The 14,789-nt window shown below is 58.1% G+C and carries 7 protein-coding genes, 1 pseudogene and 1 other annotated feature; all 8 genes and pseudogenes read right to left on the bottom strand.

Annotation, left to right across the window (positions count from 1 at the left end):
- Positions 1-258: 258 nt before the first annotated feature.
- The 8 genes and pseudogenes from DWZ54_RS07760 to hsdR all read right to left on the bottom strand — a co-directional run bounded on the left by DWZ54_RS07760 (position 259) and on the right by hsdR (position 14,690).
- Positions 259-888, bottom strand: a complete 630-nt coding sequence (locus DWZ54_RS07760; protein WP_233541654.1) for a redox-sensing transcriptional repressor Rex — start codon at positions 886-888, stop codon at positions 259-261.
- Between the two features lie 550 nt (positions 889-1,438).
- Positions 1,439-2,689 (bottom strand): annotated as a pseudogene (locus DWZ54_RS12030) (O-antigen ligase family protein); the annotation flags it as partial.
- 55 nt (positions 2,690-2,744) lie between these two features.
- Entirely contained in the window at positions 2,745-4,049 is a 1,305-nt protein-coding gene (locus DWZ54_RS07750) for a folylpolyglutamate synthase/dihydrofolate synthase family protein (RefSeq protein ID WP_118475308.1), read from the bottom strand.
- An 18-nt stretch (positions 4,050-4,067) separates the two neighbouring features.
- Complete coding sequence (locus DWZ54_RS07745; protein ID WP_118475306.1) at positions 4,068-6,746, bottom strand: valine--tRNA ligase; 2,679 nt, start codon at positions 6,744-6,746, stop codon at positions 4,068-4,070.
- Between the two features lie 35 nt (positions 6,747-6,781).
- Positions 6,782-6,997, bottom strand: a binding site (T-box leader).
- Positions 6,998-7,178: 181 nt separating this feature from the next.
- Positions 7,179-8,597, bottom strand: coding sequence for a sensor domain-containing diguanylate cyclase (locus DWZ54_RS07740; protein ID WP_233541653.1), 1,419 nt, complete (start codon positions 8,595-8,597; stop codon positions 7,179-7,181).
- A 47-nt stretch (positions 8,598-8,644) separates the two neighbouring features.
- Positions 8,645-9,967: a restriction endonuclease subunit S gene (locus DWZ54_RS07735; protein WP_118475302.1), complete on the bottom strand. Its 1,323-nt coding sequence runs from the start codon at positions 9,965-9,967 to the stop codon at positions 8,645-8,647.
- 2 nt (positions 9,968-9,969) lie between these two features.
- Positions 9,970-11,385, bottom strand: a complete 1,416-nt coding sequence (locus tag DWZ54_RS07730; RefSeq protein ID WP_118475300.1) for an N-6 DNA methylase — start codon at positions 11,383-11,385, stop codon at positions 9,970-9,972.
- Entirely contained in the window at positions 11,382-14,690 is a 3,309-nt protein-coding gene (gene hsdR, locus DWZ54_RS07725; RefSeq protein WP_118475298.1) for a type I restriction-modification system endonuclease, read from the bottom strand. The genes DWZ54_RS07730 and hsdR overlap by 4 nt, the downstream gene beginning before the upstream one ends.
- Positions 14,691-14,789: the final 99 nt, after the last annotated feature.

Below are 14,789 nucleotides of genomic sequence, written 5' to 3'. Positions count from 1 at the left end.
TCCCCCATCGATATCGGGATTCCCCTTCGTAAAAAAACAGTAAAAGCATGGATACGATACAACAATGGTCTTCGCCCCCGTGCTTCACAAACGAGAGTTTGAGAAAATTATAACACAAGGTTATCATAACGATAGTCTATAATCATAGGTTATCGTATTGTTATGTATCAATTATGCCTCATGCCTAAGAATACCACGAAAAAGACGTGCCGTCAATACAGTCTGATTGACGGCACGTCCGTGAGTACGTGACGATATTCACTTTCTCGTAATGTGGTACGAAAGGCTGCTGAGCCCGATGGACAGATCTTCATTGACGATATGCATCGTTTCGGGGACCTTCATCTTGATGGGGGCAAAATTCCAGATGCCCTTGACACCGGCATCGACAAGCTGGTCGGCCACGCCCTGTGCAAAAGCAGCCGGAACGGCGATAATGCCAATCTGGATATTGCGTTCCTTGACAACCCTCTTGAGATTGCGGATATCCTCCACCTTGACGTGGTTGACGATCGTGCCGATGACATTCGGGTCCTGATCGAAAAGGGCCACGAGATTGAAGCCCAGCGTTACGAAATTCTGGTAGTTGGCGAGCGCCGCGCCGAGATGACCGATGCCGACAACCGCGATATTCCAATGGTTGTTGAGGCCCAGTATCTCGCCCACATTGCGCTTGAGCTCATTGACGTAGTACCCGACGCCCTTCTTGCCGAACTGGCCGAAGGAAGCGAGATCCTTGCGGATCTGCTCCGGCGTGATGCCGAGACGGCGTCCGAGATCCTCGGAAGAAATGATATCCCGCCCCTCGTCCTGCACGAGCCGCAGGGTGCGGAAATATAACGGCAGGCGGTCAATGGTCGCCTTGGATATGCTTGTCTGTTCCTTCATGCGCATCCTCCTTCTCTTGCGTTTCAGGCGCATCTGCCTGCTCATCTGATGCTTCTTCTGCATCCGGTGAACTGGCTGTCTCTTCGGCATCGGCCGCATCAGCCACAGCATCTGCATCATCTGCACCGTCTTTGGCTGCTTTGTCGGCTTTATCGGCTGTGTCGGTTTTGTCCTCGGCAGCCTGTTCCTCTGCCTGCGCAGCCGCATCGCCGTCAGCCGTTTCGCTGGGCTGCGGCGCAGCCGGGTCCTGCGCATCAGCCGTTTCCTGCGCGTCAGACTTCTTTACCGAAGCCTCCTCGATGATGGCGGCAATGTCTTCGGCCGAGATGGTCACATGGCCATCGTCAGCCGGCTTTTTGCCAGCTTGTTCCTGCGGTGCCTCGGTTTTCTCCGAAACAGCCTCGGTTTTTGTTTCAGGTGCCGTTGTATTTTCTGAATTTGCATCTTTTTCCGCCACAGATTCTTCCATGGACGGCCCATGCGCCTGCCACAGAGAGGATACACGCGTACCGATGGCACGCAGCTTCTCCTCATCCAGGCCGAACGGCAGGGCCTGCTTCTCCTCATCGGCAGCCGGCCGACTCAGGAAGGAGAGCGCACCGGTCAGAGCGGCCATCATCCAGAGCACCATCGACGACGGGATGTTGAAGAGCAGGTCATCCGTCAGGCCATTGAGCGCCACCGACAAGACGGCAAGCCCCAGACCGAGGGACAGACCGCGCAGCAGGCGCTGCTCCCCCTCCTTCTCCCTGCCGCCGAACGGCTGGTGCAGGGCCAGGAACATCGTGCCGAAGAAGAACCAGAAGAACGCCACTGCACCGGGAATGCCGATCTCCGCCATGTAATTCAGGTAGATGTTATGCGCATGGACAATGAGGATATCCGCGCCCTGCAGATAGAAATCGTATTCCGGATAAACCATCCAGTAGGCTCCCCAGCCAATGCCGAGGAAGGGATGGTCCTGGATCATGGCCACCGTGCTCTCCCAGAAGGCCAGGCGCATCTCCGTCGACGTATCGACCTTCGTGAACACGGAGGTCAGCCGCTCGTAGAGCACCGGATCAGCGGCGAGCAGCAGTGCGCCGACAACCACGCAGGCGAGCAGCACGCGGCGGTCCTTCAAAGCGCCGTAGCCAGCGAGAATCACCGCGATGACCAGGCAGGCACCGCGCGCATACGTCATGGCCAGGCAGGCCGCAGCCGCCAGCATGAAGACGCCAAATATCGTGCGCATCTTCCGCTCCCCGGCATGCATGAAGAGGCCGAAGGCCAAACAGATGACGATATCGAGATACCCCGCCAGGATGTTGGGGTTCTCCCAGGTCGAGAACACGCGCTTCCGGAGTTCCGGGAAGGCGTCGCCATCGACCCATTTCATCGAACTGATATCGATGCCGAACAGGAACTGGTAATATCCGTAAAGGATGACCAGTACGGCAGAAACGCCAGCCACGCGCAGCATGATTTTCATCTGCTGCGGCTGCCGGACATTCTGCCCGATTAAAAGATACGTCAGCACGTATACGCCGACAAGATTGTAGTAATTGTAGAAACTGAACGCCCGGTTTGGCGAAGCCAGCACCGACAGGGCGCTGATGACCACGAAGAGCATAGCCGGCACGTCAAAGGGCAGATGACGGAAATGGAATTCCTCATCCTTCCAGAGACGGAGCCCCGTCGCGATGCTCGCGATCAGGAGAGCTGCGGTCGCCGCGCCCGGCGAAAGCGGCAGCAGGAATACCTCAGCGAGCAGGCCATACCAGGCAATCGCCCGGATGCGGCGGCGGCGCCGCTCGCGCATGATGACCCGGCGTTTCTGACGGATATGTACCGATGTCTGATTATCCTCCATGACCTCAATCCTTTCGTGCGAGCAGCATCTGGCGCACCCCGCCAACGAGGTACAGAGACCCCGCAATGACGAGGAGGCGCTCCTTATTCGCCAGTTCCAGGGCACGCCGCAGAGCCTCGCGGTTATCCGCGAAAGACTCGACATGCTGGACGGCCGGTGCCACGCGGCGCAGCAGATCGTCCGCGCTGTCCGCGCGTTCTGACTGCGGCATGGTCACGACGACGGTATCCGTCGGACGCAAAAGGATATCGAGCATTGTGTCGATGTCCTTGTCCTTCAGGATGCCGAGCAGCAGCACGCGCTGCTCAGCGGGGAAAATATCATCGAGGCTCTGGCGCAGCACGCGCATGCCAGCCGGATTATGAGCACCGTCAATGAGAACCTTCTGCCCGGAAAGCTCGATGAGCTCAAAGCGGGCCGGCCAGCTCACGATGCGCAGGGCCTCGCGGACATGCGTGATCGTGATGCGTTCATCGATGTTGTGCAGGAGCGTGCAGGTCATGACAGCGAGCGAACTGTTCTCCACCTGATGGCGGCCCAGCAGATGGAGTTCATACGGCTCCCTGTCGACCCCCAGCAGCTCGGAGGTAAATTCCAGCTTCTGCGTGCGCCCGTCACAGGACAGGAAACGCGAGGAGAAATCCTCACCGGCCACGAAGATATCGGCATTCTTTTCCTCAGCCCGGCTGCGGATGATAGCGAGCGGCTCGCCCGTGGCCGCCGTGACCACCGGCACGCCCTCCTTGATAATGCCCGCCTTGTTCTCCGCGATGCTTGCAAGCGTACCGCCCAGCTTATCCGCGTGCTCAAACGTGACATTCGTGATGACCGATACCTCCGGCGTGATGACATTCGTCGAATCGAGCGTGCCGCCGAGACCCACCTCGATGACAGCGTATTCGACCTGGCACTTGGCGAAATAGTAAAAGCCCAGGGCCGTCAGGACCTCGAACTGCGTCGGATACTCGTCGCCTTCCGCCGCCATCTGCTCCGCCTTCTTACGGATGAGCGCCACGCCGTCAGCAAACTCCTGCTCGCTGATGGCCTGACCGTCCACGCGGATGCGCTCCGTATAGGAAACGAGATGCGGCGAGCTGTAAAAGCCCGTATGGATGCCGCTGCGGCGCAGGATGCCTTCGAGCATGGCCGAGACAGAGCCCTTGCCATTCGTCCCCGTCACATGGATTGTGCGGTAACGATCCTGCGGCTCCCCCAGGAGCTCCAGCAGCCTGGTGATGCGGCTGAGTCCGAGCCGGATGCCAAAAATCTTCAGCCCTTCCAGATAGGAAATGGCTTCCTGATAATTCATATCACGTCGCTCCATTTCTCAAAGCTTGGCAAGATCCTGGATACGTCCCTCGACAGCCTGCTTCTTCTCCTCATAGCCGGCGAGCTTCTCGCGCTCCTTGGCGACGACAGCCTCCGGGGCCTTCTTGAGGAAGCCCTCGTTGCTGAGCTTGCCCGTGAGGCGCTTGATCTCCTTCTCGAGCTTGTCTAGTTCCTTCTGCAGGCGGGCCGTTTCCTTCTCGACATCGATGAGGCCCTTGAGCGGCAGGTAGATCTCGACACCATCGACAACACCGGCCATGGCGTTCTCCGGCTTCTCGGCATCGTCCGCGAGCAGCGTGACCGGCTCAGCCGCAGCGAGCGCCTTGAGGTAGCCCTCGTTCTCGGCGAAGACCTCACGCAGGCCGCTTTCCGTGAAGTGGAGCATGACCTCGCTCTTGTGGCCCGGAGCCGCACCGACCTCGGCACGCAGATTGCGCACCGTCTTGATCGTCTCCATGATGGCCGTCATCTGTGCTTCGGCTGCATCGTTGACGAGCGCATCGCTCTCCGTCGGCCAGTCCGCGATCATGATGCTCTTGAACGTCTCGTCATGCGGCACCTTCTGCCAGATCTCCTCCGTGAGGAACGGCATGAACGGATGCAGCAGGCGCAGCGTATGCTCGAGGACATAGGAAAGGACATAGAGCGCCGTATTCTTGGCGCGCACATTTTCCTTGTCGTAGAGACGGGCCTTCGTGAGCTCGATGTACCAGTCGCAGAACTCGTTCCAGATGAACTCGTAGATCATGCGGCCGGCCTCGCCGAGCTCGAAGTTATCGAGACTCTTCGTGACGCCTTCCGCCGTCTTGGCATAGCGCGAAAGGATCCACTTGTCGGCAAGCGTGAAGTCGTTCTCCTCCGGCTTGAAGCTCTTATCGAAGCCCTCGAGGTTCATGAGCATGTAGCGCGACGCATTCCAGATCTTGTTGGCGAAGTTGCGCGCACTCTCGACGCGCTCCCAGTAGAAGCGCATATCGTTGCCCGGCGTGTTGCCCGTAATGAGCATGAAGCGCAGCGTATCGGCGCCGTACTTCTCGACGACCTCGACCGGGTCGATGCCGTTGCCGAGCGACTTGCTCATCTTGCGGCCCTGGCTGTCGCGCACGAGGCCGTGAATGAAGACGTGATGGAACGGGATGTCCTTGCCGAACTCCAGGCCCATCATGACCATGCGTGCGACCCAGAAGAAGATGATGTCATAGCCCGTGACGAGCGTCGCCGTCGGGTAGAACTGCTCGAGCTCCGGCGTCTTGTCCGGCCAGCCGAACGTCTCGAACGGCCAGAGCCCCGAGCTGAACCACGTGTCGAGCACGTCCTCATCCTGATGGATATGCTTGCTATGACAGTGCGGGCACTCCGTGAGATCCGTACGCGAAACGCTCGTCTCGCCGCAGTCATCGCAGTACCACGCCGGGATGCGGTGGCCCCACCAGAGCTGACGCGAGATGCACCAGTCGCGGATGTTCTCGAGCCAGTTGATGTACGTCTTCGTGAAGCGTTCCGGCACGAACTGGATGCGTCCGTCCTTTACCGCCTCGATGGCCGGTTTTGCGAGGCCCTCCATCTTGACGAACCACTGCTTCGAGACGAGCGGCTCAATCGTCGAATGGCAGCGCGAGCAATGGCCGACGGAATGCTCATGATCCTCGACCGAGACGAGCACGCCCGTCTCCTCGAGCTCCTTGACGAGAGCCTTGCGGCATTCATAGCGGTCCATGCCCGCATACTTGCCGGCACCCTCGAGCATCTTGCCCGTGTTGCCAATGACCTTGATTTCCTCGAGGTGATGGCGCTGGCCCATCTCGAAGTCGTTCGGATCGTGCGCCGGCGTAACCTTGACGGCGCCCGTGCCGAAGTTCTTGTCGACGTATTCATCGGCGAACAGCGGGATGCGGCGGCCGACGACCGGCAGGATCAGCGTCTTGCCGACGAGATCTTTGTAGCGCTCGTCATCCGGATGGACGGCGACGCCCGTATCGCCGAACATCGTCTCCGGACGCGTCGTCGCGATCTCGACATACTTGCCCGTCTCTCCCTCTACCTCATAGCGCAGATGCCAGAGGTGGCCCTGCTCCGTCTCGTGCTCGACCTCGATGTCCGAGATGGCCGTGTTGCACGACGGGCACCAGTTCGTGATGCGCGTGCCCTGATAGATAAGTCCTTTTTCGTAGAGGCTGACGAAGACCTCGCGGACGGCGCGGCTGCAGCCCTCGTCCATCGTGAAGCGCTCGCGGTCCCAGTCAAGCGAAGAGCCGAGCGAACGCAGCTGGAACATGATGCGGCTGCCGAACTTCTCCTTCCAGTCCCAGACGCGCTCGAGGAATTTCTCGCGGCCGAGTTCATAGCGGTTCGTGCCTTCTTTGCGCAGAGCGGCCTCAACCTTGGCCTGCGTCGCTATGCCGGCGTGATCACAGCCCGGGATCCAGACCGTGTTGTAGCCCTGCATGCGGTGGTAGCGGATCAGGATGTCCTGCAGGGTATTGTCAAGCGCATGACCCATGTGCAGCTGGCCCGTGACATTTGGCGGCGGGATGACCATGCTGTACGGCTTCTTGCTCTTGTCGACCTCAGCATGGAAGAACTTGTTCTTCTCCCAGAACTCATACCATTTCTTCTCAAACGACTGCGGGTCATAAACCTTCGGGATGTTGTTCCCGAGCTCTTCTTTCTCTGGCATACGAATCCTCCTCAAAAAAATAAAGCGCCTCCGTCCAAAAGGACGAAAGCGCCTGCCTTCGTGGTACCACCAATCTTCTCATGCAGCCACGGCCGCATGACTCTCGCGTTAACGCCGCCCACGTCCCCGCCTACTGACGTTCAGCCGGAAAACTCCGAAGCTACCTTCCGCACCCTCCTGCCGGGACTCTCACCAGCCGTCCCCTCTCTGCACCAGGCCAGGCGCGTACTCTTCTTCCTCATCGTCTTTGCTTTATATGGAAATCATCTTATCACATGCAAAAAAAAATTGCAACCAGCATGTCTTCGGTAAAAGTATATCCGACTTATCTCAGGAAAAGACCTGATCTCATAAAAGAAACTTTGCCACTAAAAAACATAGAAGCCCTGGAAAATGAGCGTTCCAAGGCTCTTATGGGGATTTTTCATGTCGTCAGACAGAAACAGGCGATTCTGTTTCGGTGGATTGCCGAATCTCGGGCGGGATGTGGCGGTCGTGGATTTTTTTGCCGTGGCGGTTGTAGTACTCGACTTTGTCGCTGTACATGCGCTGGTCGGTGCGGCAGATGGCTTCGTTCAGGTGCGCGGTGTCGGGTACCCAGTTGCTGCCGAGGGCAATGGACAAGTCCTGTTCACGGCCGACCAGCTCGCGCAGGCGGCGGAAGCTGTTCTTGAAATCGAGTGCTGTGACGAGCGGCATCAGCACGAGGAATTCATCGCCGCCCATGCGGTAGGTGTTCTCGAGGCCGTAGCACTTCGCGAGCAGCCGGGCCACCCGCTTCAGCGCTTCATCGCCTGCCTGATGGCCGTGCATGTCGTTAATCTCCTTGAGGCCGTTGACGTCCGCGTAGACGATGCCCGCATAGCTCGAATGCTGCATCAGGAAGTCAATCTTCTCGATGCAGGCGTTGCGGTTGTGCAGCCCTGTCAGCGCATCGTAGCGGCTCGCACGCTCGAGCTCCACCATGAGGCGATGGTTCGTGATCTTCGAGGCGATGAAGTACGACACCGTCTCGAGCACCGTGACCGTATTGACAAGTTCACTCTTCTCATAGTTGTCGACGCCGAGGTAACCGATGAGCTCGCCCGCGTGATAGAACGGCGCGTCGATGATGCGCTCAATGCCCTGACGCTTGAGGTTCCAGTAGTCGACGGGATCGTCGTCCCTCAAAATCTCGATATCCTCGATGATAACGCTCGACGCCTTCTCGAGGAACTTCTCCCAGCCGCCGATGTACGTCTGATAGTCGAGATGCTGCAGCGTATCCATCTCCGGCTGAACGCCCGGCGCACACCACTCAAAGGTATTCGAGACGGTCTCGCCATCCGTCTCGAGGATGTAGAGACGGTCCGGGTGCAGCACATGGCTGAGCTCCCGCAGCGCGTGGTTCATCGCCGTCTCGTAATCGTCCTCGCCGTTGAGAATCTTCGAGATGCGCAGGATGATGTCGTTCGTCGTGTACTCGCGCTTCATCTGCAGCTGCCGCGCACGGTCGAGATCGACATTCATGAATGTGTAAGCGACATAGCCCGGCTGCTCGAGCGGCATGATCGTGAAATCCAGCCAATGATCGATCTCCGGCGCATATATGCAGTCACGGATGGCCCTGCCCGCCTGATACGCCCTCGTACAATACGTCATCCAGACGAGGTCCGCATTCTCGTAGGCCTCCAAGAAGCGCTTCCCCAAAAGCTCTTCTTTTGTCAGCCCCGCCATCTCGCAGTAAATCTTGTTGACAAAGACGTACTGCGCGTCCTGCACGGTCTTGCCATCCTCGGCGAAGATCAGCTTATAGACTACATACGCCACCGGGACATCGCTGTAGATATCTGGTATCCAATCTTTTTCCATCGTATTCATCCTATCAGTAATCATCACGCAAGATCCAGCTCAGCCCCTTAAAGCTCGCCGCGGAATGCCCGCGCGAGTATGGACTGTTTCATGCGATCAATCGTTTCCAGCACCGACTCCGCCGACTGTCGAACCTGCTCCTCGCGGCCAAGCAGCCGATCAAGGATACGAACAATCTCTTGCTGCTCAGAAAGAGACGGGAGTTTTATCTTTAGGTTTCTTGATTGTGTTATGGAAATGTTTGCTTGACCCACAACACCTTTTGTCTTTTGAATAACATCATCCAGCGTCTCTGGATTCAACAAGGCATAATACAAAAAACGATAATTTAAACCATCTTTGGGACGGAATCTTACAATCGCTTGATTCATATTCCATTCGCGATATGTATCGGGAATTATTGCAATTTTTCGCAGTGGCGGGCCGACAATGTTCATAATCACATCGTTCGGCTTAAGTATGGATGATTTTAACTTCGTGTCGTGAACATATCTTGGTATATATTGCGGCTTAGATAAAAAATCTATTTCATCGTTCACAATGTTGTACACTTTCAGGTAAGGAATCTCTCCTTGCGATGATATATCATTTTTAGGTGTCTTTCCGCAAGTGATTTTTTCACAAAGATTTTCCAGCTTTTCTACGCGCCATACATCAAATGATATCCCTTGTTCCGTCCTCCACTTCGCTGTCAGTTTTCCTGCAAAAGCATCATGCAGCAGGGCGGCTTTGCGCATTTCGTGGGCATCGAAGACGGACTGTACCTTTTCCTTGGCAGCATCGAGCTTGGCAAACAGGGACTCGATGCGCGCGACAAGGCGTTGCTGCTCGGAAATCGGAGCAATAGGAAACTTTATTTCTCCTGCGCGTCTTGCCGATAATTCCAAAAAAGTCGTTCCACTTGCATACTGGGTCAGAAGTGTTTGATTCCCCTTAAAAAACCAATATAAATACCGAGGCTCAAAGTGCACGGACGGAAGAAAACTCTTGAATCCCTGATTTGTACAAATGTCATTTTCAGCAATCGCGACATAGCCAATCGGCGCTCTGGACGACAGAAGCACTGTATTGGGTGGCATTAACTTCGTCGAAGACTTTGCCAGTCCCTGTTCCGTAATATTTTTCTTACCTCGTGAAATATATACTTCATGGTAATTTGATAAATCTGCCGGAGTAATCCAAGGGACCTCTCCTCCATCGTAATATTCTGGATGACTGGATGATGGTGTTCCACCGCCAACAATCGTAGTGATTTTTCCCAGATACACCCACTTCCATCCCTCTGGCAGCTGATACGGCTGTTCCTCTCCGGGTACGAGGGCAGCGGCAAGGCGTTCTTCTGGTGTCATTTCCTGTTTTTTCTTGGCCATGCTCACTTCTCCTTTGCCGCGCGCAGTTCATCAGCGACTTCCTGCAGGAGCTGCACGGCGTCCTTGAGACTCGCGATGGCACTCTCGGCGCCCTCGACGGGATCGGGCAGATCTTCGTAGTCGATGATGGAGTCGTCCTTGATGAGGCCGAGGTCGAGGCTGTCGTCCTTCGCGGCAATCTCCTCGCGCGTATAACAGTGCCAGCGCTCGTCGGCGATGCTGCGGCGGTCGTCCGCCTCATACGCCTTGACGAAGTCGGCGAAGTCCTCTTTGCGCAGCGGGTGCGTCTTGCCGAAGGACGGCATGTTCGTGCGCAGATCGTAGAACCAGACTTCTTTGGTATTGCCCTGGTCGGCTGCGCCGCGCGTGAAGAAGAGCACGTTCGTCTTGACTCCCTGGGCGTAGAAGATGCCCGTCGGCAGGCGCAGGATGGTGTACAGGTCGCATTTCTCCATGAGGTCGCGGCGGATCGCCTGGCCATCGCCGTCCGCGAACAGCACATTGTCGGGCAGGACGACGGCGGCGCGCGCCTTGCCGTCGGGCTTGAGGCTGCGATAGATGTGCTGGAGGAAGTTGAGCTGCTTGTTGCTCGTCGTATAGGTGAAATCGTCGCGCGTCGCGCGCTCGCCGCCCTTCTTCGTGCCAAACGGCGGATTCGTCAGCACGACATCGTAATCCTTGAACCGCTTGCCGAAGTTGGAAAGCGTGTCGCCAAGGAAGATTGGTCCTTCGATGCCGTGCAGCATGGCATTCATGAGCGCGAGGCGGTGCGTGTCGTGAACGAGCTCACAGCCGGAGAAGGCCTCCTTTATCTCAAAGTCCGCCATATCTGCCGTGAGGTCGGCGTAGTCATCCGTCTGAGACTTGACGTACTGCGCGGCGGCGATCATGAAGCCGAACGTGCCACAGGCGGGGTCGTTGCAAAGCTCGCCAGGCTGCGGCTTCACGAGCTGCGTCATGACATCGATGAGCACGCGCGGCGTGAAGTACTGGCCCGCGCCGGATTTCTTCTCGTTGGCATTCTTCTCGAGCAGGCCCTCGTAGAGGCTGCCGAGCCCTTCTTCCTTCGCGGAGAACCAGTCAAGTTCGTCGATGCTCGCGATGATCTTCTCGAGGTTCTTCGGCTCGTCGATGTTCGTCGCGGCTCCGGCGTAGATTTCGCGCACGCGGCCCTGCGTTTCCGTACCGAGCTTGTCGAGTACGGTCTTGTAACGGTTCTTGAGTTCGAGCCCCTTCAGGACCCGGAGGGCATCCCAGCGGCAGTCTTCGGGTATCGTGTCCTCGGCGCCCGTCTCCTTTGCCATCTTGAGGAAGAGGATATAGGTCAGCTCGGTCACGTACTGATGATAAGTGATGCCGTCATCGCGCAGGACGTTGCAGAGGTTCCAGAGTTTCGCTACGATTTCTTGTGTGGTCATGCCGATTTTCCTCCATCGTCATAGAGATAATTGTTGAGTTTGTCGATGACTTCCGCCAGATGACCATGGAAGATTTTATCGTGGCGCGGCAGACCGCCCTCCATCTTGAAGCGGCGGTCTTCGCTGAACATCTGCATGCCGATGACGTAATTCTCATCGGCCAGGAAGTATTTCTCGATCTTGCGCAGAACATTTTCCTGCGGCTTGGTGAGTTGATTCTGCCGGCGCAGTTCATCGATCAGCCGGCTGACGGCATCGTGAATGCGCTCCGCGTGGCTCTTGAGCGGCGTGCCGATGGTCGCGCGTCGTATGAGGCTGATGATATCGGCCGTGACGGCTGCCCCATCACCGCCCGCCATAGCCTCCGACAGCTGGCGCTCGGTGAAATGCAGCTCGCTGAGCTGCTTGCGCAGGCTCTTGAGTTCCTGCATCGTGAGGTCCTGCGGCCGCGTGCAGATGATCCTGAGCGCCTCGACCTTGTCGCGGTTCTCGCGGACCCATGCGGTGAAGGATTCGATGTAGTCCTCCGGCCGCGTCTCCCCTTCGCCGTAGCCGGAGCGGACGCTGATGACACGGTCTTCGTGGCTGTCGATGACAATGCCCCTGCGCGTGCGGTAAATGGCTTCCAGATTCGTAACGGACTCGCGGTTCGCGAGCAGGACGGTACGCGCCTGCTCACTGGGCAGTGCGTGCACCTGGTTGATGAAATCCGTCAGCGAGGCCGGCACTTTTCCCGCAATGGTCAGCGAGGCCGCCGCTTCTTTGTCCTGTGCCTTGTCGAGCAATTTGCTCTTGCGGCGCAGGCGGCTCGTGAAGCGGTCAAGACGGGCACTGAGCCGTTTCTGTCTCGCCCGGTCATCGTCCCCGTCAGCTGCCAGCGCTTCCTGCTCGAGCCCGTCGAGCATCTTGGCAAACGTCTCCTTCGGGTTGGCGGCGACGGGCTTCATATTGCTGACTGTTTCGAGAGCAGCATACGTGCCGACCGGGTCGTAGATATCAAAGGCCTCCTTGTGGATGGCCGGACACAGGCGCGTCGCACGGCCGAGCATCTGCTCAAAGAGGATGCGGGACTTCACGCGGCGCAGGAAGACGAGCGTCGTGATCTCCGGGACATCGATGCCCGTCGAGAGCAGGTCTACCGTCACGACGATGCTCGGATACTGCTCATTCTTGAAGTGCAGCACGGCTTCGCGTATCTTTTTCTGATTCCCGTTCTCGATGGTGCCCGTGATCTTGCTGATGGCACACGCGGGCACGATGCCCTCATAGATTTCACGCAGCAGGCGCACGATGAGGTCGGCGTGCTGGTCGTTGGCGGCGAAAATGAGCATTTTCCCCTGTGAGCGTTCGGCCGGGTCGAAACGGTCGGCAATCTCCTTCAGCACGGCGCGGTTGAAATTCTCCGTGATGACCGTACGGTTGAAGTCGTCGACATCGAAGTCGAGCTCGTCCGCCAGCTGCGCGCCATTGAGGAGTTCGCCCGTCTCGGGGTCGAGCATCACGACCTGCTCGCCCTGCTCGTAGTGGATGCCCCTGGTGGAAAGCTCCGTCTCGATGTGGATGGGTGCATTGTGGTCGACGAGGTAGCCGTCGACGACGGCCTCACGGTAGGAATACGTGAAAACCGGCGTGCCGAAAATCTGCGTCGTATGCAGCGCGGGCGTCGCCGTCAGCGCGATCTTCACGGCATCGAAGTACTCGACGACATTGCGGTATTTGCTCAGATAGTCGCGCTGGTCGCGATAGAGCACCTCGTCCTCGCTCATGTCGCGGTCGAGGATGTAGCCGCGGTGCGCTTCATCGATAATCACGAGGTCGAAGTCCGTGACGGCCGGCATCGCCTCGCCCTCGTGATAGAGGATGCGGCGCACGAGGCTCTGAACCGTCGCGACCTGCACGCTCGTCTCGCGTTCGACGACGGCATCGTCGGCAATGCCCTGGACATTGTAGATCTGCGTGAGCGTCTGGAGCTCGGCGAGCTTGACTTCGCGGAAGGTATCCTCTGCCTGCGCGCCGAGGACATTGCGGTCGACGAGGAAGAGGATGCGGCGGAAACGGCCGGTCTTGAGGAAGCGGTAGATAAGCGCGAGAATCAGGCGCGTCTTGCCCGTACCGGTCGCCATCGCGAGCAGCATCGAGTTCTGGCCGTCAGAGAGGGCCTGCTCAACGGCTTCGACGGCTCTGACCTGATAGTCCCTGAGGCTCAAGCCCTGCGGGTCACGCAGCTCATCGTAGGGCTCGGCGGCGAGACGCTTCTCCCCCGCTGCCTTGTCCTGCTGCAGGAGTGCCAGGATGCCGTCGGGCGACATCCAGCCGCGCAGGGCGTGCGGGATGTTCATCGGGTCGCGCAGATCCTGGAACCAGATGCCAGATTTCTCCTTGTACTGTTCGATGTAGGGGCGGCCGTTCGTCGCGAAGGTGAAGGGGACCTGATAGTCCCCCCACCGGCCGGCGGCGTAAGGAGCCTGCTCTTCTGCGACAACGGCGTAGCGCCTGCCCTGCCCGTCGAGCACAGAAGCGACGTCCTTGTACGCCGCCTTGGCCTCGACGACGGCAACCATCTTCTCCCCGCAGAACAGGGCGTAGTCAACGGGTCCCGTGCTGGTCGGCCACTCCGCAATGGCCATGTTCCTGCCCTTCTGCGGGCGCGTGCCCCTGCTGTGGCGCAGCTTTTGCGTGTCGGCCTCCCAGCCCACGCGGCGCAGCTGTTCATCGATGGCCATACGCGTCTCCGCTTCGCTCTTGTGACGGTGCAGGGCGGCGAGGCCGGCACGCTGCTGGCGTTTGGCGCGCGTCAGGCGTTCGGCCTTTGCCGTCTCAATGGCCTTTACCGCCACTTCTTCATCATGGGCCGCTTCCCTCCGGCGCTCGGCAGCGGATTCGCGCGCTTCCATGACCTCCGGCGACACGAAGTCGCGATGCTCATAGCGGTAATCGCCATACGTCTCGTAAAACCATTCGGTAAGCGTATAGGCAAGCGGCAGCAGGAGCCTGCAGTCCTCGATCGATTCATAGCTTTCGTGAACGGCAAGGTTGCGCTTCTTGCGCAGCGTGTGAAGAATGGCGGCAATATCCGGCGCGATGTAGCCCTCGCGCTCAAGACGGCGGATGCGGTGTACGGCGTCATCCGGCACCGGATGCTCGATGACATCGATGTCGTAGATGAGCTGGACGATGGTTTCCCCGATCATGCCCAGCTTCATGAGACACGCGTTGGCGTCCGACTGCCAGTAACGCTCAGCCTGCTGCCCGAAGCGCGCCAGCACGGGAAACCGTTCGAGCAGAAATAAAAAATTGGATTCCATGAAGCTGCCCCCTATGCCAAGTATCAAACATCCCTGCCGCCAAAGACAGCAGGGATGCCAAACGTCTTTATTCTATTTTAATATTCCACGCCCGAAGGA

It is taken from the genome of Mitsuokella sp. AF33-22 (assembly GCF_003475755.1).
GTDB lineage: Bacteria > Bacillota > Negativicutes > Selenomonadales > Selenomonadaceae > Mitsuokella.
Note: the sequence above shows the minus strand (reverse complement) of the source record. Positions and strands in the feature narration are given on the sequence as shown.